Origin of the sequence: Actinotignum urematis (assembly GCF_051264595.1) — a bacterium.
Lineage (GTDB): Bacteria > Actinomycetota > Actinomycetes > Actinomycetales > Actinomycetaceae > Actinotignum > Actinotignum timonense_A.
This window is the reverse complement of sequence record NZ_JBOZBG010000002.1, coordinates 107,347-128,455: the sequence shown is the minus strand read 5'-3', so window position 1 is coordinate 128,455 and position 21,109 is coordinate 107,347. Positions and strand designations below refer to the sequence as shown.

At 64.2% G+C, this 21,109-nt stretch carries 18 protein-coding genes and 1 tRNA gene; 7 read left to right on the top strand and 12 right to left on the bottom strand.

The annotated features are described in order from the left end of the window. Nucleotides 1-289 precede the first annotated feature (289 nt). The gene (gene trhA, locus ACRQDJ_RS01810; protein ID WP_284903790.1) at nt 290-1,099 is read left to right on the top strand and encodes a PAQR family membrane homeostasis protein TrhA; all 810 of its coding nucleotides are present in this window, start codon (nt 290-292) and stop codon (nt 1,097-1,099) included. A 175-nt stretch (nt 1,100-1,274) separates the two neighbouring features. Beyond that, the gene (locus tag ACRQDJ_RS01805) at nt 1,275-2,309 is read left to right on the top strand and encodes a PPK2 family polyphosphate kinase (protein WP_284903789.1); all 1,035 of its coding nucleotides are present in this window, start codon (nt 1,275-1,277) and stop codon (nt 2,307-2,309) included. A gap of 38 nt (nt 2,310-2,347) precedes the next feature. Here ACRQDJ_RS01805 and mca read toward each other — a convergent pair whose 3' ends face one another. Continuing rightward, a complete protein-coding gene (mca, locus tag ACRQDJ_RS01800; protein WP_284903788.1) occupies nt 2,348-3,253 on the bottom strand; it encodes a mycothiol conjugate amidase Mca in 906 nt (301 codons plus the stop codon). Nucleotides 3,254-3,702: 449 nt separating this feature from the next. Here mca and ACRQDJ_RS01795 point away from each other — a divergent pair, with 449 nt between their 5' ends. Beyond that, entirely contained in the window at nt 3,703-4,188 is a 486-nt protein-coding gene (locus tag ACRQDJ_RS01795) for a GreA/GreB family elongation factor (protein ID WP_016443212.1), read from the top strand. A gap of 45 nt (nt 4,189-4,233) precedes the next feature. Then, complete coding sequence (gene msrA, locus ACRQDJ_RS01790; RefSeq protein ID WP_284903785.1) at nt 4,234-4,875, top strand: peptide-methionine (S)-S-oxide reductase MsrA; 642 nt, start codon at nt 4,234-4,236, stop codon at nt 4,873-4,875. A gap of 208 nt (nt 4,876-5,083) precedes the next feature. Here the strand turns inward: msrA and ACRQDJ_RS01785 are convergent, their stop codons facing one another. Together ACRQDJ_RS01785 and ACRQDJ_RS01780 are read right to left on the bottom strand one after the other, a co-directional pair. Then, complete coding sequence (locus tag ACRQDJ_RS01785; RefSeq protein WP_435717752.1) at nt 5,084-6,031, bottom strand: Bax inhibitor-1/YccA family protein; 948 nt, start codon at nt 6,029-6,031, stop codon at nt 5,084-5,086. A 201-nt stretch (nt 6,032-6,232) separates the two neighbouring features. After that, nucleotides 6,233-6,306 (bottom strand) — tRNA-Leu (locus ACRQDJ_RS01780). Between the two features lie 181 nt (nt 6,307-6,487). On the opposite strand from ACRQDJ_RS01780, the gene nhaA reads away from it, so the two are divergent. Next, nucleotides 6,488-7,852, top strand: a complete 1,365-nt coding sequence (gene nhaA, locus ACRQDJ_RS01775) for a Na+/H+ antiporter NhaA (RefSeq protein ID WP_284903782.1) — start codon at nt 6,488-6,490, stop codon at nt 7,850-7,852. Here the strand turns inward: nhaA and ACRQDJ_RS01770 are convergent. From ACRQDJ_RS01770 to ACRQDJ_RS01760, 3 genes are read right to left on the bottom strand one after another with little or no spacing between them, the layout of a single operon-like run. Continuing rightward, complete coding sequence (locus ACRQDJ_RS01770) at nt 7,849-8,871, bottom strand: Ppx/GppA phosphatase family protein (protein WP_284903780.1); 1,023 nt, start codon at nt 8,869-8,871, stop codon at nt 7,849-7,851. The two genes, nhaA and ACRQDJ_RS01770, sit on opposite strands and share 4 nt — an antisense overlap. Nucleotides 8,872-8,890: 19 nt before the next feature. Further along, complete coding sequence (locus tag ACRQDJ_RS01765; protein ID WP_284903778.1) at nt 8,891-9,484, bottom strand: DUF501 domain-containing protein; 594 nt, start codon at nt 9,482-9,484, stop codon at nt 8,891-8,893. A gap of 2 nt (nt 9,485-9,486) precedes the next feature. Further along, nucleotides 9,487-10,083 (bottom strand): FtsB family cell division protein, encoded by a 597-nt coding sequence (locus ACRQDJ_RS01760; RefSeq protein WP_284903775.1) that lies wholly within the window; start codon nt 10,081-10,083, stop codon nt 9,487-9,489. On the opposite strand from ACRQDJ_RS01760, the gene ACRQDJ_RS01755 reads away from it, so the two are divergent. Together ACRQDJ_RS01755 and ACRQDJ_RS01750 are read left to right on the top strand one after the other, a co-directional pair. Further along, a complete protein-coding gene (locus ACRQDJ_RS01755; protein WP_284903773.1) occupies nt 10,076-10,231 on the top strand; it encodes a hypothetical protein in 156 nt (51 codons plus the stop codon). The two genes, ACRQDJ_RS01760 and ACRQDJ_RS01755, sit on opposite strands and share 8 nt — an antisense overlap. 67 nt (nt 10,232-10,298) lie before the next feature. Then, complete coding sequence (locus ACRQDJ_RS01750; protein ID WP_284903771.1) at nt 10,299-10,469, top strand: hypothetical protein; 171 nt, start codon at nt 10,299-10,301, stop codon at nt 10,467-10,469. Between the two features lie 1,110 nt (nt 10,470-11,579). Here the strand turns inward: ACRQDJ_RS01750 and eno are convergent. The 6 genes from eno to ACRQDJ_RS01720 form a co-directional block, all read right to left on the bottom strand. Next, a complete protein-coding gene (eno, locus tag ACRQDJ_RS01745; RefSeq protein WP_016443220.1) occupies nt 11,580-12,860 on the bottom strand; it encodes a phosphopyruvate hydratase in 1,281 nt (426 codons plus the stop codon). 219 nt (nt 12,861-13,079) lie between these two features. After that, nucleotides 13,080-13,424, bottom strand: coding sequence for a hypothetical protein (locus tag ACRQDJ_RS01740; RefSeq protein ID WP_435717751.1), 345 nt, complete (start codon nt 13,422-13,424; stop codon nt 13,080-13,082). A 142-nt stretch (nt 13,425-13,566) separates the two neighbouring features. Further along, complete coding sequence (locus tag ACRQDJ_RS01735) at nt 13,567-15,171, bottom strand: LPXTG cell wall anchor domain-containing protein (RefSeq protein WP_284903768.1); 1,605 nt, start codon at nt 15,169-15,171, stop codon at nt 13,567-13,569. A 378-nt stretch (nt 15,172-15,549) separates the two neighbouring features. Next, nucleotides 15,550-19,383, bottom strand: a complete 3,834-nt coding sequence (gene mfd / locus ACRQDJ_RS01730; RefSeq protein ID WP_435717764.1) for a transcription-repair coupling factor — start codon at nt 19,381-19,383, stop codon at nt 15,550-15,552. A gap of 162 nt (nt 19,384-19,545) precedes the next feature. Then, entirely contained in the window at nt 19,546-20,133 is a 588-nt protein-coding gene (pth, locus tag ACRQDJ_RS01725; protein ID WP_284889394.1) for an aminoacyl-tRNA hydrolase, read from the bottom strand. A 162-nt stretch (nt 20,134-20,295) separates the two neighbouring features. After that, on the bottom strand, nt 20,296-20,937 hold the full coding sequence (locus ACRQDJ_RS01720) for a 50S ribosomal protein L25/general stress protein Ctc (protein WP_087070445.1): 642 nt from the start codon (nt 20,935-20,937) through the stop codon (nt 20,296-20,298). Nucleotides 20,938-21,109: the final 172 nt, after the last annotated feature.

The window sequence follows — 21,109 nt, the reverse complement described above, 5'->3', positions numbered from 1 at the left end:
CCCCACGCTGTCTCCCTCCCTCGTTCTAGCCAGGGCAACCTAAGCCGCGCCGGCCCGAGCCGCGCCGATCACGCGCCACGACTAGCTGCCTAACCGTTTAACTGTAGCCCGCCCATCCTGAGCGAACAGGAAAAGATACCCGGAAAATACTCAGGCAAGCAGCGTACACTTGCGCCAGCGGCTCAGACCGGTGTGGGGAACCGGAGCCACACGTCCCGCTTCACCCACCGCCGCGTTGTGCCGGCCTGCGGACACCCCGGAGGCATACACCGATTACGTGGGGAGCACCATGACCCGTCTTTGTCACGCCACTAGCGAACGCCACCGCGGTAGTGATTCCCCCGCGCCTCGCGGTGCGACTCGTGGTGAGAAGAAAACCGGCGCATCGAAGGCCGGGGCGGCACAGCCCGCGGTAGCGCGGTCCAGCGCACGCAGCGCCCGGCGGCGCCTGCCCGCATCGGCGCTACCGAAGCCAGTATTGCGCGGCTGGCAGCACGCCATTATTGCCCCGCTCGCGCTGGCGAATATGATCGTCCAGATTGTTTTTGCACCCACCGCCGCACTCACCATCGGAGTCATTGTGTTCGGGCTGAGCGCCGTGGTGCTCTTCGGGCATTCCGCGGTGTATCACCTGGGATCCTGGGGGCCGAAAGTCCACGCGATTCTGCGCCGCCTGGATCACTCGAATATTTTCCTGCTCATTGCTGGAACCTACACTCCGCTCTCCCTCGCCCTGCTGCCGGGCAGTACCGCCGCCCTAGTGCTCGCCATTGTGTGGGGCGGGGCGTTCGGCGGGATCGCGCTCTCCAATTTCTGGCCGGCCGCCCCGCGCTGGCTGTATGTTCCCCTCTATATTGCTCTCGGCTGGGTGGCCATCTGGTTCCTCCCGGATATGTGGGAGGCCGGTGGCCCGGGCATCGTTTGGCTCATTATTGCCGGCGGCATCTGCTACACGGTAGGCGCGCTCGCCTACGCTTTCCGCTGGCCCAATCCCTGGCCGCGCACCTGGGGATTCCACGAATTCTTCCATTCGGGAACAGTCGCCGGCTACGCCTGCCATGCGGTGGCGGTCTGGCTCACTCTCTTCGCCGTCGCCTAGTGAGCGCGCGCCGCACACGGTCAGCTCAGAGCTCAACGCGCTGAGCGCTCCTCAACCTGCGTGCCTAGCGAGCCCGCTTGGCCGATCCCGCGGCCCGGAGGGCCGCGGCGGCGTCGTACCCCTCCTTTAGACTGGTACCCAGCACCACACGAAACAACAACGCACAGGAGCACGGATGAGTAAAAAGAAGAACCCGGAGGCGCGCGAGCACGCCGGCACCTGGAGCACGGCGCCCGGGATTGCGCTGCGAGTTCGGGAGGGTTTTCAGATAGCGTCGGTTGATACCGGTTCCACGCCGGGCTGGCACGGGGATAAAAAGGCCGGGAAAGCCGCCATGAAAGAGCGCGGGAAGCTGCTGGCTGAGCTGCAAGAACGTCTCTATGCTGAAGCGCGTCAGGGAGGCGAGCGGCGGGTGCTGCTCGTAGTGCAGGGCATGGATACGGCCGGGAAGGGCGGGATTTGCCGGCACGTGCTCGGCATGGTCGATCCGCAGGGCGTACATCTGCGCTCTTTCGGGGTGCCCACCGCGGAGGAACTCTCCCACGATTTTCTGTGGCGGATCCGGCGCGCGCTACCGCCGGCCGGCATGATCGGGGTTTTTGACCGCTCGCATTATGAGGATGTGCTGGTCGGGAAGGTTGATGAGCTCGCCACGCCCGCGGAAATTGAAGCGCGCTACGAAAAAATCAATGAATTCGAGCGGGAGCTGGTGGATGCGGGCTATACGCTCGTCAAGGTCGCCCTGCTTATCGGCTACGAGGAGCAGGGGCTGCGGCTGCTGCGCCGGCTGGCGCGCCGCGATAAGCACTGGAAGTATTCGCCCTCCGATGTGGAGGCGCGTGCCCAGTGGCCTGCCTATATGGATGCCTACCAGGCTATGTTCGAGCGCACTTCCACGGAGTACGCGCCGTGGTATGCGGTGCCGGCGGATCGCAAATGGTTCGCGCGCCTCGCGGTGACCGAGCTCCTTGCCCAGGCGCTCGCCCGGCTGGCCCCGCGCTGGCCTGAGGTCTGTTGGGATCCGCGCGCCCAGGCCGAGCAGGTGCTCGCCACCATGCCGCGGCACACCGCGCAGCTCTCCGCGGAGGAACTGCGCAAGGAAGCGGAGGAAGTTGCCGCCGAATCCGAAGATTATCGGAATGGCGTAGAAATGCTTATCACCCGGGATTCCCGCAAGGATGCCGGGGAGCGGGTCGGGAACGGGCAGTAAATAGCGGTTGCGGGCTCAGGCCTGGTTGCGCGGGGTGGTTAACGGTACCGCGCCGCCGCTTGCTCTTCGCTCTCCAGCCCGGGCACCCGCGCGAACAGATCCGTCTCCCCCTCCGCGGGCGCCGGGCCCACGGTGGAAGCCGCCAGGTAGAAGTCCTCATGCGGCCACACCTGCGCCTCCAGGTCCCGCGGCGCCGCGAAGAACAGCCCGTTCGGGTCAATTTGGGAGGCGTGCGCGCGCATGGCCGCGTCGCGCTGCGGGAAATATGCGACGACGCCGACCCGCGTGCTTGCGGCATGCCGCGGGCGCGGGAATTGCGCGGCCTCTTTCAGCCACTCGGTAAAAGGGCTGGTGCGGCCGGCCGCAAGAATTGCTTCGTGCAAGGTGGTGAGCCGGGTGAAAGAAAGATTGGCGTCGTAATACAGCTTGGAAACCTGCCAGGGCTCGCCCAGCTCCGGCCAGCACGGCTCCCCCGCCAGCCGCACCGCCGCGAGGGTGGCGGTATGGGTGCGCAGGTGGTCGGGATGCGGGTAGCCACCGTTTTCGTCATAGGTGGTCACCACCTGGGGGCGGAACTCGCGGATCTGCGCCACGAGGGCGCGGTGCACATCCGCGTCCGCGGCCCGGGCGAAACTATCGGCGGGGAGCTCCGCATCCGGGTAGCCCTCGGGCAGCCCGGAATCCACAAAGCCGAGGAAAACGTGCTCAATGCCGATGATGCGGGCAGCGGCAGCCATTTCTTCCCGGCGTAGCTGCGCCATGGTGCGCCCGGCCAGAGCTGCGTCGTCGAATAAAGGATTGAGGATATCCCCGCGTTCGCCGCCCGTGCAGGTGACCACCCGTACCCGGCCGAGGCGGGCGTATTTCGCCATGGTTGCCGCGCCTTTCGATGATTCGTCATCCGGGTGGGCGTGGACGCAGAGGAGGCGGCGTTCGTCCATCATCCTTCTCCTTCCGCAGCTGGTGCTCTTCCGCAGCTGGTGCTGGCGCTGGCGCTTATCGCGCGGGCTTTCTGGCAATCGATGCGGGCTCGCGGCCGCGTTTTCGCGGCGCGGCGGCACCAGCCCGATTCACCGCGCTACTCTACCAAGGAGGCCCGCGCGCTGCCCCGCGGTGGTAGCGGAGTGGAACGCGGCCCCCGCCAGCAGAAAATCCAGGGTCATGTTGCATCGCCCGGAAGGCTGGTATGCTTAGCCGGAGAAACATGCCTGTCAGGGCATGAATTTTTTTATCCGAGTGGGGCGTCCCACCCGCGCCCAGCGCTCGGGCCCCCGCAACCGCATCGCCGCACGAAGGCGTGCCGAGCTGCGCCGCGCGAGCGCGGGCTCATAACAGAATGACCAACCGGGCAGGTGCGCGGAGCACCCGCCCGCCGTGACGAGAAAGAGAAGAGATGTCTGAAAACACCAAGGGGGCTTGGCTCTCCCCCGAAACGTACGAGCACCTCAAGGCCGAACTCAATGACATGATTACCGTGCAGCGCGCGGAGATCGCCAAGAAGATCGAAGCGGCGCGCTCGGAGGGCGACCTGCGTGAGAACGGCGGCTACCAGGCGGCTCGCGAAGAGCAGTCGAAGCTGGAGGGGCGGATCGTGGAGCTGACCGCGCTGCTGGAAAACGCCCACGTATCCGAGCCACCCTCGGGTGATGAGGTGGCTTCCGGCACGGTTGTGACGGCCACGATTGGCGGGATGGAAGAAACCTTCCTCCTCGGTTCGCGCGAAGCCGCGGATATTGTGGGAATGGAAGTGTATCCGGAGAGCGCGCCGCTCGGGCAGGCGATCCTGGGCCTGAAGAAGGGGGAGAAAACCACCTTCAAGAACCGCCTGGGCCGCCCCGTCAAGGTCGAAATTCTCGATATCAAGCCCTACGAAGGCTAGAAGGCCAGAACGCTAGGGCGCGACCAGAGAGCTAAGGAGCTGATCGTGAATCTATCTGCTACCCCCGCACTGCCGGGCCGGCCCGACCCGATTAATCCGAATCCGGCGCCGCATGTTGTTCTGGGCACGCCCGTCCTTGCCGAACCCGGCCCGGGCGAGGAGCTCATCTACCTGGCTTCCGGGTGTTTTTGGGGCGCGGAAAAGCTGGCCTGGGAGGCGGGCGCGCTGAGCACCGCGGTTGGCTATATGGGCGGCACCACACCGAATCCCACCTACGCGGAGGTGTGCACGGGTCGCACCGGGCACGCGGAAACGGTGCGGGTGGTATTTGATCCGCGCGAGCTTCCGCTGGAAAAGTTGCTCCAGCTTTTCTTCGAGTCCCATGACCCCACCTCGCTGAACCGGCAGGGAAACGACGTGGGCACCCAGTATCGCAGCGCTATTTTTACGACGACGGACACCCAGGAGCGCACCGCCCGGGCCATGATTGCCGGCTATGAAGATGTGCTTCGCCAGGCCGGGCGCGGCGCTATTGTGACGGAGGTGGTGCCGGCGCTGGCCGCCGGGCCTTTCTACCTGGCCGAAGAAGAACACCAGGGGTATCTCCATAAGGTGCCCAACGGCTACCAGTGCCATGCGCGCACCGGGATCGCCTGCCCGCTCCCGGGCGCGGGCCCGCTCGGCTAGCAGCCCCGCGGCCGGCGGCTCGGCTAGCACCGGGCCATAGCGCTACCGGGTCGGGCCATCCCCCGAATAACGCCACACGGAACCACGAAGGCCGGGACGGAGAAACATCCGTCCCGGCCTTCGTTATCGCTATCAGCCTTAGTTCCGCAGTACTGCCAGTTCCCCGGGGCTAATCCTGCCCGCGGTACTGGCTAGTTCCGCGATTCTCTTAGTTCCGCGAGGAGGCGGCCAGGTAGGCCACGATGCGCAGCACTTCGAGGTAGATCCATAGCACCGTCATGACGATGCCGAAGGCTGCCGTCCACGCGAATTCCTTCGGGGCGTGGCGTTCCACCGCGAGCTTGGCGGTTTCCAGATCGGAGATGAGCACGTAGCCGGCCACCGCGATCATGACCAGCCCGAGGATGATCCCCAGGTGGAAGCCACCCACCGTAATATTGCGCAGCGAGTTGGTCACGCCGGTCAGCATCAGGATGAGATTGACGAAGCCGAAGATAATGTAGGCGATCATAATGGTGAGGACCACCCGCCGGCCCTTGGCCGTGGTGCGGACCTTCCCGGACATGTGGAGGAATACCGCCACACCCACCACAATCGCGGTACCCAGAATGGCCTGGAAGGCCACCCCCGGGTAGAGAGTGTCAAAAGCATTGGTGATCGCACCGAGGGCCACACCCTGGAACAGGGAGTAAGCAATGGAAATACCCGGGCCGACCATCGGGCGCCAGGCCCCGAACATGCCCACCGCGAAAGCGATGAGGGAAGCCGGAATCGCGAGCATCATCGCCGAATCCAGCGGCACGAAGAGCATGGTAGCCGCGCCGGCAACAATGGAGACCGCCAGCAGAATCGCGGTTTTCACCATGGCATCGTCGTAGGTCATGGTGGCAGTTGCCGGAGCCCCGAAAGTACCGGGCTGGCCGGAGCCGCCCGCGTACTGGTTATAGCCCTGCTGCGGATACGCCTGGCCAGAGCCCTGCTGATCGAAGCCGTACTGGTTGTACCAGCCGGGCTGCTCCGTACCGTAACCGCTCGGCTGTTCATAAACACCCGGGCCGGCCTGGTAACCCTGGCGCGGTTCCGTTGCAATATTGCCACCGCGGAACTGCTGGTTCGGTGTGGCAGCACCCTTGCGGAAATACGGGTTGTTACTCATCACGGGATTCGACAAAATACCCTCCTGTATTGTGGTGGACCGCCGGATAGGCGGCCCGCCTACTGTCAGACGCGACCATCGTCCGGTTAGCATCCAGGTCATGTACAAACTTGGTTATAACTCGTCCAATATCGTCTCCAGGGTTATTCTCAAGCCCCTGCCTGAATTTTTCCTGAAAGACTTCTCGGTTTCCTCCATCAGTACCCCCGGACGGACTCGAACCGACACTGAACCGATTTTAAGTCGGGTGCCTCTGCCAATTGGGCTACGGGGGCTGAACATGCGAGCCCAACGGGCGCGTATGAACATCCCTAGAATACTACCTTGTTGCGCCACCCTGTAGAGTAGGAGGGATCCTAAGCGCGTCGCTTCACCGGCTTTACCTGCGTCGAGGGCCGCCCGCCGGTAGCTGCGCCGTCGTACCACCAAAACCTGGGCAGACAGAATCGAGAGGGAATGACACAGCGCGAGAACCGCGACACCACCGCGCACGAATCCGCCACCGCCGAAAGCGCCGAAACTCCGGAAACCACCGCGCAAACCGGGCAGCGCAAGCTCCGCACCGGGCTGCGCCGGGTGGGGAAACTCGCCGCACCGGTCACGCGTTACAGCCAGGCGCTGCGCAATGAATCTTTTGCCGGGCTGGTGCTGGTGATTTCCGCGCTCGTGGCGCTCATCTGGGCAAATTCCCCGGGCCGCGATACCTATTTCGCGCTGGCCGCCACAAAAATCGGGCCGGAGAGCTTAGGGCTCCACCTCGATTTAGCGCACTGGGCCGCGGATTTCGTGCTCGCGCTTTTCTTCTTCGTGGTGGGCATGGAACTCAAACAGGAATTCACCATCGGCTCCCTCAACGACCCGCGCAAAGCCGCCCTGCCGGTGCTGGCCGCGCTCACCGGCATGCTCGGCCCCATCGGGGTGTATTGCGCCACCCAGGCGATTTCCGGCGCACATATTTATGATGGCTGGGCCATTCCGGTGGCCACCGATATTGCTTTCGCGCTCGGGGTGCTGGCGCTGGTGGGTAAAGGGCTGCCAAAAGCCGCCGGTATTTTCCTCATGACGCTCGCGGTGGCCGACGATCTGGGCGGAATTATCGTCATCGCGATTTTCTTCTCCGACGGCGTCAATTTCCTCTTCCTGGGCGGCGGCTTGCTGGTGGCGGCGCTTTTCGGCCTACTGTGCTGGAAAGGTTGGAACCGCTGGTGGCTGCTGTGGCCGCTGGCGCTGGTGTGCTGGTACTGCTTCTTCCGCGCCGGCGTGCACGCCACGATTTCCGCGGTGGTCCTCGGTTTCATGATCCCCACCTCCACCACCGACGCGGACGACACCCCGCTCACGGAACGCTATAGCGAACGGCTGATTTTCTGGTCGGCCGGGATTGCGCTGCCGATTTTCGCGTTCTTCGCCGCGGGCGTGAATATTACCGAGGCCGGCGGGATCACCGCGCTGCTCGCCGACCCGGTCGCTATCGGCATCTACCTGGGCCTCCCGCTGGGCAAATGCATCGGAATTTTCTGCGGCACCTGGCTTTTCGTGAAAGTCTTCCGCCTCAAATTGGGCGAGGGCCTGCACCTGGGCGATATTTTCCCCATGTCGATCCTGGCCGGAATCGGCTTCACGGTCTCGCTGCTTATCGCGCAGCTCTCCTTCGCGCCCACCGACCCGCACGAAGCCCACGCGCGCGTGGGCGTACTCCTCGGCACGTTACTTTCTGTGATTCTCGGGGCGCTCGCTACCCGGATACGGGTGCGGCATCACCGCGCTTCCGGTACCTTGCACGACGACGCCGCCCGCGGCAGCGCGGACTCGGCCGCCTAAACGGCGGGCCGGGCGGGAGGCTGGGGTTCGCGAGCGGCCCAGAGGGCCAGGCCGTCAAGGATGTCGTGTTCCGAGGTGGTGATGGTGGCGAGCGGGCGACCCGCGGCGGCGCGGCGCTGGGCGATGCGGCGCACCACTTCTTGCCAGACCAGCGCCCCGGCTCCGATCACGGGGGCACGCCCCGGGTGCATAAAGCCGAGCGCGGCGCGTTCTTCCAGGGTGGCGTGGATAAACCAGTCGGTAACCTTCTCAATATCGGCGAGCGGCATCGCGGTGCCGTGCACGGCCGCCGAATCGTAGGTATCGAGCCCGAGCCAGGTGGCGGTTACCGAGGTGACGGTACCGGCCACCCCGACCACCTCTTCGGCTTGCCCGAGGGGAACGTGCTTTTCTGCTTCGTCCAAGGCCGCGCGGATATCGGCGCGGGCGCTTTCTAGCTCCGCCGGGGTGGGTGGATCGTGGCGCAGGTGGCGTTCGCGCATCCGCACCGAGCCAATATCCATGGAGTGGCTGGCGATCACGCTGCCGTCCGCGCGCCCGAGCACGAGTTCGGTGGAGCCACCGCCCAGGTCAATGAGGAGTACCGGGGAGGCCGGTGAGCTCAGCGCCGAAATTGCGCCGGAGAAAGAGGTCTGGGCTTCTTGGGTGCCGGTGAGCACCTGGGGGCGCACCCCGATCCGGGCCACTACCCCATCGAGGAAGTCCGCCCGGTTGGAGGCATCGCGGGTGGCGGAGGTGGCAGCGAAACGAATCGAGGTCACTCCCGCTTCCCGGCACAGGCGCGCGTATATATCAACCTGGTTGAGGGTACGCTCAAGAGCTTCGGGGGCGAAGTGCCCGGTGGCATCCACGCCCTGGCCCAGGTACACAATTTCCATCTGGCGGGTGATATCGCTCAGGGAACTGCCGTCTTTTCCGGGAACGTCGGCGATGAGGAGGCGGATGGAATTGGTGCCGCAATCGATGCCGGCAACCCGCTGCGCAGGCGTGGTAGGAGTGGAGGTAGCTGAAACCGCCATGGTCGGTTCTATGTCCTTTCTAGTGTGCTGCCGCGCTGGTTTCATCATCGCGGGAATTAAGCACGTCCTCGCAGTGGCAGGTGGTGCCATCCCAACCGACGAGGTCAAGGGCACGATCCCCCAGCGGGCATACTCCCCGCCCCGCGCTCAGCGCGTAGCCGGCCAGCGCGTGCAGGCATTTGACCCGCTCGGGCATGCCCCCGGCGGATACCCCGGCAATTTCCGGGACCTCACCGAGCAGGGAGCGGCGCGCTATATAGGATTCGTGGGCTGCCTGGTGGGCGGCCCGCAGTGCGGCGTCGTCGGATAAAGCAGCGGTCATGGTGGCCATTTCCCCGCGCGCTTCCAGGCGAGAAATTTCTTTGACCAGGTAGGGCAGGCACAGGTAGAAGAGGGTCGGGAAGGGTTCGCCGTGGCCGAGGCGCGGCAGGGTGATGGTGACCGCGGGGCGGCCGCAGGCGCAGCGTGCCCCGATGCCGACGAGGCCGCGCGGGACGCGCCCGAGCTGGGCGGCTACCTCGGCGCGGTCGGTGGGGCGCAGCGGGGTGGCGTTCGCGGCGATGCGGGTGAGGAGCTCCGGGGTGACGTCGCGCTCGGTGAGGACATCGGTCATGCTTATTCTCCTTCGGGGGCGGGCGCGGTATCTTGGGCAGGCGCGGTATTAGGGGCCTGGTTTGCGGCGTCTTCCGGCGCGGGTTCTTCTGCGGGCGGTTCTGCGGGTTGTTCTGCCGGGGCGGGAGCCGAGCCGTCCGCCGGTGTTTCACCTGCCGGCTGCGTGGCATCTTGCGGTTGCGGCGTGGGCGGCGTATACATCGGGGCTTCGTCCGGGTTATCGATCTGCCCGTCCACAGAATTACCCGCGATGGTGATGGAATCCCAGCCGGTAATGTACCACGGGGTATTCGCGCGGCGTTCCCGATTGACGGTGGCCACGCGTTCTTCCAGCTGCTCCTGGGCGGTGCCCTCATTCGGATCCGCGCCCACGAAGAGCCGCTGGCCGGGAACAACGTAGCCAAGCCGCACCCGAGCCTGGGCCCGCACGTAATCCGGGTCGTTCCACAGGGCTTTTTCCACTTCGAGTTCGCGGGTGTGCTGCTGCACATTTTCCAGCTCCGCGCGCACCGCCCGCAATTCATGCTGCTGTTCTGAGAAACGCGAAACCGTGGGGGTCACAATAATAATGGCGAGGATCGCGAAAAGCGCGATGGCCACGGCTCGCAAGCTCACGGTGTGCTGGCGCTGGCCGGATTCCACTTTTATGGCGCGGCGCTGGCCTTTTCGCCCGGCTTTCTTCCCCCGCGAACCGCCCGGCCCGGAATGGCTGGTTTTATCCGAGCGGTTAATGGTGGCTTGGCGCTGATTGCCGCCCTGCCACGGCTTCCCTCCGGTGCGGGGCTTGGTTCCGGGCCGCGGGGCAGCCCCCGGGCGTGATGACGTTTCACTGCGGTAAGCAGCCCCGGCTCGCGCCGGGGAGCTGGCTGAACGAGCAGCTGAGTGAGGTGATCGAGCTGTGCGGGCTGAGCGTGCCTGCGCATCGCCGCCCGCTCCCCTACCGGGTCGCTTCGGTTTCCGACTACCTGCTTTACCGCGCGGCATGAGGTCGGATGCTTTTCGCGGGGTACCACTTGAGTGGGGGTTCGCCCCGGCTTCCCGGGGATTCAGCGCCGCATCTCGGGGGCGCAGCGCAGCATCCCTGCGTTTCAGCGCCGCGTCGCGGCGCTTCGCCTGATTTCCTTGGTTCGCTTCAGATCCTTGATTCCCCTGAACTCCGCGCGCGGAGATGCGGCGGTTGCGCTCGGGGCGCGAGGGTGGACGGCGAACACTCATGACTACCAGTCTAGGCGCCTGGCATCACCGCCCGCGAATAGGGCGCGCCCCCGCCAAGCTCACACAATGCATCCGGGTGATCAAGTCCCTCACAGGATGCAACCTCACGGCAGCGAGCCCCACAGGATTCAACCTGGCGACATCAAAACAATTTCTTAACGTAGCTGCCGTTGCACTTTGATTTCGACAAGCCTCAGCGACCAGCCCGCGCGAATCTCACGAGCCTCACAAACCTCAATAGTCACACCAGCACCTGGGGAGGGGGCATGTGTTGTTCGCGCTGTAGTGCATATGTCGTACACGCGAAGTACACCTCGGAAAAAGCACCCCACCTCCCGCCGGGGCGGTGAACCGGCGGGAGCCAAAGTGCGCATTTCGAACCGTGACCCCCGTCAAGTGCGCATTTCGAACCATGCCCCCCGTCAAGTGCGCGTTAGAGACAGGAAATCGCCCCAAAACGGTGCTCTTAAGCGCACTTCACTTCGGGACCGCCGGGGCTAACCCGCTGACACCCGCCGCTACCCAACAAAGTGGTACTCCACGACAGCGGAACGAACAGAGTGGTACTGCACGACAGAAAATCGGGTGTTGGCTGTAGCTCCAGTACCACTTTGTGAACCGCCCCAATGATAGGCGGTCAGTTCTGCCGAGGGTTCACAAAAAGCAACTGGCCGCACACCCGCCCCATAACAAAGCGCCGCCCCTTCCCCGAAGAGAAGGAGCGGCACTCAGCGCTATATATGCAAGCCAGCAGCGCTACGGGCAGGCCAGCAGCCCTATCAGCAAGCAGCGCGCTATAAGCGAACCGGAAAACCGACCACCCGGCTACTCGCCACCGGCTACCTGATTACCCAGCTAGCCAGCCCGGAGCTTCCAGAGCCTTAGGCCTTGAAGCGCGGGAAAGCAGCGCGGCCGGCGTAGACTGCGTCTTCACCGAGTTCGTCTTCGATGCGCAGCAGCTGGTTGTACTTGTTGATGCGCTCGCCACGGGCCGGAGCACCGGTCTTGAGCTGGCCGGAGTTGGTGGCCACCGCGAGATCCGCAATCGTGGTGTCCTCGGTTTCGCCGGAGCGGTGCGAGGTCATCGTGCGGAAGCCGTTGCGGTGCGCGAGCTCCACGGCTTCGAGGGTTTCGGTCAGCGAACCGATCTGGTTCACCTTCACCAGGAGCGCGTTCGCGGCCTTGGTTTCGATGCCCTTCTGGAGGCGGGTGGGGTTGGTGACGAAGAGGTCGTCGCCAACGATCTGGACGCGATCACCGATTTCGGAGGTGAGCTTCTTCCAGGCATCCCATTCGTCTTCCGAGAGCGGATCCTCGATGGACACGAGCGGGTACTTCTCCACGAGCTCTTCGTAGTAGGCGATCATTTCGTCCGAGGACTTGGTGCCGCCCTCAAACTTGTAAACACCGTTCTCGAAGAATTCGGTGGCGGCAACGTCCAGGGCGAGACCGAAGTCCTTGCCCGGGGTGTAGCCGGCACGCTCAATAGCCTCGACGATGAGGTCCAGAGCTTCGGCGTTGGAATCCAGGTTGGGGGCGAAGCCGCCTTCATCGCCCAGGCCGGTGGCCAGGCCGCGTTCCTTGAGAACGCTCTTGAGGGTGTGGTACACCTCAGCACCCCAGCGCAGCGCTTCCTTGAAGGTTTCGGCGCCGATCGGAGCGATCATGAATTCCTGGATATCAACGTTGGAATCGGCGTGCGAGCCACCGTTGAGGATGTTCATCATGGGAACGGGCAGGATGTGGGCGTTCGGGCCGCCAATGTAGTGGTAGAGCGGCAGGCCGGCCGATTCGGCGGCGGCGTGCGCCACGGCGAGGGACACACCCAGGATGGCGTTCGCGCCGAGCTTGCCCTTGTTATCCGTGCCGTCCAGGTCAATGAGCAGCGCGTCAAGAGCGCGCTGATCGTTGGCGTCCATGCCAATGATTTCCGGAGCGATGATTTCGTTCACCGCTTCCACTGCCTGCTCGACACCCTTACCGAGGTAACGACCCTTATCACCGTCACGCTTTTCCACGGCTTCAAAGGCGCCGGTGGACGCGCCGGAGGGAACCGATGCGCGCTTGTAGGTGCCATCATCCAGGACAACTTCAACCTCAACGGTGGGGTTGCCACGGGAGTCGAGAATTTCGCGGGCGTTAACTGCCTCAATGAATGCCACAGGTACTCCTTCATATAGACCGTGCCACATAGTTGTGGCTACCTGCGCGGAATATCCGCTGTTTCTATTGTCTCTCAAAACACCCGCGCGCGTCATGTTCAGGCCGTGATTAACTCGGCGTTTTCGCCCTGAGCCGCGAAGATTTTCGCCCACTCGGGACTTTGGCACCGCGCGCGAACCACCCGGGTGCTAACTAGCTCACGAACACGTGGGGAGAGTTTAGTGCGCCGCGGTTTCTTCCGCTGCGCCGTTAGGTACGACGACGCCGCCCGCCCCGCTTTCTTCCTCTTTCACCACCGAGGTCAGCACGGGGTGAGCCAAGAAGGCGATGAGCGCGGCAACGCCGGCCAACTGCAGGGTAAAGATATCCATGAGCACCTTGACCACATATGCCAAGCCAACCTTCACCGGATCCGCGGTGCCAGCGGGAAGCTCATTGAGCTCCAGCATGGCGAAGGGCCCCGCAATCTGGAGGAAAATCGCGATGACCAGCAGCGCCCCCGCGACGCCGTACGTGCGCCGCGCAAAATTCTTGAGAAGATTCGGACTCACGTTCATCGTCATAACAACTCCTTTGTTGTGCTTTCCATCATTCTAAAGCAAGAAAATGTAACGTCACTAGTTTTTCAAAAAAGCGGGCCCGGCACGCGCTTGTATATCGCACGTGCCGGGCCCGCCCGAGCATCAGCTCATTTAATGGTCGCGTTTAGGCAGCACGACGCCGCCGCACCGCGAGCGCCCCACCGGCGAGCAGGGCACCGGAGAGGAGCGCCAAGGAAGCGGCTTCCGCACCGGTATTCGGGAGCTTCTTCGCCGACTTCTTCACCACGGTCTTGCCGGGCTTAGCAGGAGTGGCCGGTTTGGCGGATCCTGCCGGGGCCGGGTCCGCAGGAGCCGGCGCAGTGGGCTGCGCAGGCTGCGTCGGTTCCGCAGGCTGGGCCGGCTGAGTCGGTTCGGCCGGCTGGGTCGGGGCCGGGTCGGCCGGCGTGCATTCCTTGAGGGCGGAAACCTTCTGCACGATGCCGCGCACGGTTGCCTCGTGCTCGGCACGAATCGAGGTCAGCACGCCTTCGTCCACAACCGGCTTGAGCTTCTCGAGCGCCGCAGCGGTGGCTGCCTGAATATCGGCTTCGGCCTGGGTACGCGCGGCTTGCGGAGCGCAATCCAGCGCGGCCAGGGCCTTGAGCTGGGCGGCCTGTTCGGCTTCAATAGCGGCTTTCGCTTCACTCAGCTTGGTAGCCCAGGCATCAAGGAGCGGAAGCACATGAGAGAAGGTATCGGCAGCATAGTTATCCGGGGAAGCATCGAAAAGCTGCTGGGCCGCATTGCGTACCACCGGGTTCTGCAAGCCCGCGATGAGAGCAGCGGTATCCGCCTTGGCCTTGAGGGAGCCGGCCTTGCGGACCAGGTCACGCACCCGGTCCGAGCTCTGCCCGTAAGTGGTTTTCACGCCGTTGAATTCTTTTTCACCGGAGATAATCCAGCGCAGCTGTTCCAGGCGAGCATAATCGGCATCCCCAAGCGGGGTAATGGTGGCGGGATCAATATCCTTCCACCACGTCTTACCGGTCAGCTTCTCAGCTTCGGGGCGGTACGCGGTAGCTTCACGCAGGTAAGCAACATCCTTCTTGAGCTGGGCGAGGGTCTCCGCATCAATATAGGAAACATCCCCGTTGAGCACCGCGTCACCGGCGATGATCATCTTCTCGTAAGCTTCGAGGTTCTGCAGCACAATAATGCCGTTGAGGCACTGGTTGAATTCCTTGCTCTTACCCTGCTTAGCGAGGTCGATGCAGGAACGAATCTTCTGAACGACTTCGCTCTTATTTCCGGCCGCGGACTTCTGGAATTCTTCGTTGACCCGGCGATCCATTTCCGCAACAGTCTTGGCCGTCTTGGTCACTTCAACAATGGCCTTGTCCAGGTCAGATACCCCGTTGGAGTAAGCATTTACATAGGCTTGCGCGGCCGCAACGAAGCGCTGATCCACATAGGCCTTGGAGTAATGAGAGGCCTGATTCTGCAGCGCACTGACCATCCAGGCATCGGCCTGATCGGCCGGGGTAGCCCCCAGGGCTTCGTTAATCTTGCCCGCGGCGTAGTCGGCGGTGCTGGTATCAGCAGCGGCGGCATCTGCCGGCGCGCCCGCACCGCCAGCGCCCGCAGCTCCGGCACCCGAAGAGGCATCTGAAGCAACCGGCGCGGTGGCTCCGTTCGGGCTCGTCGAATCCGCGAAAGCCGCGCCCGCGCCGCCCAGCATCACCGTGCAGGCGGTCGCGGCAGCCACGACACCTCTGAGTACTTTCTTCATATTCTTCCTTACGCTAAGAGCAGCCACTCCACAGGGCCACCACCATCGGTGCCGTTGCGTCATCCTATGTCTTGGATTTAGGCGCCCTTAACGAACATAAACACACGAGCACGCCAGCTTTCCACGCGGGTACCCGCAGCTCATCCCATCTATTCCACCGCCACAACGTACAATTTAATTTATCAAATCACGACAGGATTGATAAAGGTACTTCAAAATCACAATCGTCACACAGGTAAGCATGCGGGCAGGCCAGCGAGCCAGAAACACCGGCTACACCGTGTGACGAAGCCCGCTGGGGCATCCCGAAACGGGCCCTATAGTACAAACCCCGGAACCTCGGCCACACGTCCGGAATAACCCGCGGCGGCCCCGCCGCTACCCCACCGAGGAAATAAATACCGCGGTAATGAGATGGGACACCCAGTCAAGCAGGTCATCACCTTCCATGGGCGCACCGCTCCCGAGGCGCGCGGAGGTCTGCGCCACCCCGAGCGTTCCGGGGCGAAGGCCGCCCGCTCCAGCGCGCGTGCTTCCCCCGGCAGCGCCCCCGCCGCTCCCCGCGGCGGGCGCGGGCGGGACAGGCACCATGAGGACTCGAACCGCGGGCTTGAGCATCGCCCCCGGATACAGGCGCTTGAGGCGCGCCTGCCGGGAATCGGGCAGCGCCACCGGCGTGAAACGCACATTGCGCCCCATCTGGGTAATTTCCTCCAGCCCGGCACTGCGCGCCAGGTCACGCAGCTGCGCGATCCGGAAGAGCCGCGCTGCCACGTCGGGAATCTCCCCGTAGCGGTCGCGCAATTCCGCCCGAATTTCCTCGCGCTGGTCCTCCCCGCGCGATGCCGCCAACTTGGTGTAAATCTCCAGGCGCAACCGTTCGGAAGGCACGTAATCCTCGGGTAGGTAGGCTTCCACCGGCAGCTCAATGCGCACATCGCTGCTGGCGTCGTCGTCGCCCGGAATCTCCCCGCGCATTTTCGCAACCGCTTCGGAGACCATGCGCACGTACAAATCGAAACCAACGCCCTCGATGTGACCGGATTGTTCGCCGCCGAGCATATTGCCGGCCCCGCGGATTTCGAGGTCCTTCATGGCGACCTGGGTGCCGGCCCCGAGGTCGGTATTCGCGGCGATGGTGCGCAGGCGTTCCAGGGACGTTTCCGTGAGCGCGCGGTCCGGGTCGTACAGGAAATACGCGTAGGCGCGCTCGCGCCCGCGGCCCACGCGCCCGCGCAGCTGGTGGAGCTGAGAAAGCCCGAGCTTATCGGCATTATCCACAATGAGCGTATTCGCATTGGAAATATCGAGGCCCGTTTCCACGATGGTGGTGCAGATAAGGACGTCGATCTCGTGATTCCAGAAATTCTGAATAACATTTTCCAGATCGCGTTCGCTCATTTTTCCGTGGGCGACGGCGATGCGCGCCTCGGGCACCAGCTCGCCGAGCTGCGCGGCCACCCGGCCCATATCCCCCACCCGGTTATGCACGTAAAAAACCTGGCCGTCGCGCAGCAACTCGCGGCGAATCGCAGCACTGATCTGGCGATTTTCCCGCGCGCCCACGTAGGTGAGAATCGGGTGGCGCTCCTCGGGCGGGGTGGCCAGGGTGGACATTTCCCGCACCCCCGTGACCGCCATTTCCAGCGTGCGCGGAATCGGGGTGGCCGACATCGAGAGCACATCGATATTCGGGTACATCTGCTTGAGGGTCTCTTTATGTTCGACGCCGAAACGCTGCTCCTCGTCAATCACCACCAGGCCGAGGGCTTTGAAACGCACATTTCCCGTGAGTAGGCGGTGGGTACCGATGACCACATCGATACTGCCGTCGGCGAGCCCGGAGATGACCTCCTCCGATTCGCGCGCGCTCTGGAAACGCGAAAGCGCCGCCACCCGCACCGGGAAGCCGGCGTAGCGTTCCTCGAAAGTCTCGCGATGCTGCTCCACCAGCAGGGTGGTCGGCACCAGAACCGCCACCTGGCGGCCATCCTGCACCGCCTTGAAAGCCGCCCGCACCGCAATCTCGGTTTTGCCGTAGCCCACATCCCCGGAAATAAGGCGATCCATGGGAACCGGCTTTTCCATATCGGCTTTCACTTCGTCGATAGTGTGCAGCTGATCGGGGGTTTCCACGTAGGCGAAGGCGTCTTCGAGCTCGCGCTGCCAGGGCGTATCCGGCGAAAATGCGATACCCGGGGTGGCCATGCGCTGCGCGTAGAGGCGAATAAGCTCCGAAGCAATTTTGCGGGTGGCAGCGCGGGCCTTCGACTTGGTTTTCTCCCAATCGGCCCCGCCCATTTTATTGAGGCTCGGGGATTCCCCGCCCGAATACTTCGACACCTGGTCAAGCTGATCGGTGGGCACCCAGAGCTGATCGGGTGGCCCGCCGCGCCGCGACGGCGCATACTCGAGAACAATATATTCGCGCTGCCCGCCTTTACCGCCAATCGTGCGTTTTTCCATCCGCACGAAACGGCCCACCCCGTGGCGGTCATGCACCACAAAATCCCCGGGAGTTAGCGAGAGCGGATCAACGGCATTCTTGCGGCGCCGCTTGGGCAGCGTGCGCATATCCCGAGTGGAGGAACCGCCCCGCCCGGTCAGGTCCGCGCCCGCGTACACCCCGAGCTGCTGACCTTCCATAACGAAGCCCTCGGCGATGGGGGCGGCCACCACGTAGACCACCCCGGGTTCGAAGTGGGCGGGGAGCTCCGCTACCGCGCTGGCGGGAACGCCCAGCTCACCGAGCTGTTCGGCGTAGCGGCGCGCCAAGCCGGGCCCGTCCACCACCAGCACCTGGCGCACCCCGCGCCGTGCCTGCTCCCCGATAGCGGCGAGAGCCTCATCGACTTTCCCGAGGAATTTGCGCGGTTCGCGCGCCGCGACAGCGGCGCCGGCGTCGTCGTTCTTGGTGGTGCCCCCGGTGGAAGCGACGTTGCCGGAACTGGTGCCGGTGGAAGCGCTGTTTTCGGCGACGGTGCTACCGGACGGAGCGTTCCCGGACAATGCGTTGCCGGAAAAGCCGCCGAGCGTCCACCAGGCCTGGCCGCGTTTCAGCGCTTCCGCCCGGGTGGCCGCGACGGTCGCGAAACTCGCCGCATTGGCCTGCACCGGAGGCGTGCCACCGGCCGCCGCCGCGCTCCAGGCCGCCGCCAGGAATTCCTCCGTGGTGGCGATGAGCGATTCGGCGCGCTGGTCCACGCGTTCCGGCTCGATAATGAGGAGCCGGGCGGTGGCGGGAAGCACGTCCACGACGGCGTCCATGCCGTCCACGAGCACCGGCGTGAGGGATTCCATGCCCTCCGGGGCGATGCCGGCGGCGATTTTGTCGAGCATATCGGTGGCGCCGGGCAGCTCGCTGATGAGCGAGCGGGCGCGGGTGCGCACCGATTCGGTGAGGAGAATTTCGCGGCAGGGCGGGGCGTAGAGTTCTTCGCGTTCCTCCATGGAGCGCTGGTCGCCCACGGAGAAGGTGCGGATTTCGTCCACGGTATCGCCGAAGAATTCCACGCGGATCGGGTGGCGTTCGGTAGGCGGGAAAACGTCCAGAATTCCGCCGCGCACCGCGAATTGGCCGCGGCGTTCCACCATATCAACCCGGGTGTAAGCAGCGTTCACCAGCGCATTTTCCACCTCCTCCATGGGGGCGTCCTCGTTGAGGCGGATGCGCACCGGCGCCAGATCACCCAGACCGCGGGTAATGGGCTGAAGCAGCGCACGCACCGGCATAATAAGCAGGCGCAGCGGCTCGAATTCTTCCGGATGAGCCAGGCGGCGCAGGGTGAGGAGGCGGCGAGCCACCGTATCCGAACGCGGAGACAGGCGCTCGTGCGGCAGCGTTTCCCAGGAGGGAAACACCGCGATCTGCTCGGCCGGAAGGTAGGCGCGCATAGCCCCCTCAAGGATTTCGGCCTCCCGCCCAGAGGCGGTGACGGCCACGTGGAGGGGGGTGGTGGTTTGCTGAGCGGCGTTTTCCGAGGCATTCGCGGTTTCAGGGGCGGGGGCGGTTTCTGCGGTGGGGTTTTTCGGGGCGGCGGTGTCGGTTTGCTGAGCCGCGCTTTCCGAGGCATTCGCGCGCGCGAGGTACGCCAGGGCCGGCGGCACCACCCCGCGCGGCATCGGAATATCCAGGCGGGTGGCGGTCGAGGCGGCAGCGCTGCTCAGGGCGGGATCAGCGCCGATGAGCGGCAGCAAGGATTCTAATTGCACGGGACGCTCGTTTCCTTCCTCGTCCTTCTTGGGTTTCGATTCGCGCTCGGCGCGGCGCGGGCGCGGTGCCGGCGGTTTAGCGCAGCGCGGGCGATTCGGCACACCGCATTCGCGCAGCTCCGCGCCGTATGCCGCGGCACCGCAGCTCCACACCGCAGCCGGCTAATGCTTCGTGTGCAAACGCATCGTGGCGCTCACCAGTCCGTTGCGCAGCACATCTTCCACGGCGTCCGCGGCCTGCGCGATGAGCACATCAAGCTCCTTGCGCTCCGTCGAACTAAAGGGGCGCAGCACAAAATCGGAGGGGTCCTGGCGCCCGGGCGGCCGGCCGATACCGAAACGCAGCCGAATATAATCCTTCGAGCCCGTGGACTGCGAAATCGACTTGAGCCCGTTATGCCCGCCTTCGCCCCCGCCGCGCTTGAGGCGCAGAGTCCCGAAGGGCAGGTCAAGCTCATCGTGAACCACAATAAGATTCTCCACCGGGCAGTCGTAATAGCGCAGCAGCGCGCTGACCGGCCCGCCCGACGTATTCATATAGCACTGGCACGTGGCAAGAATGACCTGCTCACCGGCCTGCCCGGGCGCCACCCCGACCCGCGCGGAAAGCTGATTCGTCTGGGTCGCGCCGTGCGAGCGCAACTGCCCCCCGCAGCGCGCGGCGAGCTCCGCCACCACCATATACCCACAATTGTGGCGAGTTCCGGCATAGGTAGCACCGGGATTGCCTAATCCAACAACAGCGTACATGCGTTCCTCCTGTGCATATTCAACCGTACCCGCTTGCCCGGGATTGTTCCGCCCCTGCGTGCTTCGTATTTTTTACGACGACGCCGACACGGCACGCGGCCGCGGACATTGCGTCCGCGGCCGCGTGAGAGTCACTCGTGGCGAGTGAGGTGCATCGCCGAATTACTCGCCGGCACCTTCGGAAGCTGCCGCTTCTTCGGCTGCTTCTTCTGCCTGAGCTTCGGCCATGGCGGCGTCGGCTTCTTCCAGAGCCTTATCAACCTGGGGCTCCATGACCAGGGACACGATTTCTTCGCCATCGACCAGGGCTTCCACATCCTCGGGAAGCTTGAGGTCGGCCACGGTCACGCGAGCGCCATCTTCGAGACCTTCCACATTGACCTCGATGGATTCCGGAATATCGATCGCCGGGGCGGAGACCAGGATATTGAGGAGTTCCAGGGTGTTGATAAGGCCGGGAGCCGGTTCGCCCACAACGACCACCGGAATTTCAACCTCGACCTTTTCGTCGCGCTTGACGCGCAGGAAGTCCACATGCTCGATGGAGCGGGAGAGCGGGTTACGCTGAATGTCCTTGACCAGCGCGAGGGTCAGTTCACCGTCGATGGTGAGGCTGACCAGAGCATTCGGATTGCCCTTGACCGCGAGGAACAGATCGTGAGCATCCAGGTGCACGTGCACCGGCTCGATTCCGTGCCCGTAAAGCACGGCGGGAACGCGCCCATCGCGGCGCAGGCGGCGAGCCGCGCCCTTGCCAAATTCATCACGGGTTTCGGCAGTCAGCTTCGCAGCATCAATAGCCATGATTCTCCTTCGTCAGATTAGCGGTCACCCGAGTGGCGGGCTGACCTCGATATTGTCGATATGAACACCCGCGCCGCACACGCCGCGCCGGGTGGTGGCCTCGTTAAAGCAGGCCACCCGAAGGAGCGCCTGCCGCGTCGATAACGGAAGAGTCCGCGAGCGCGAATCCCGA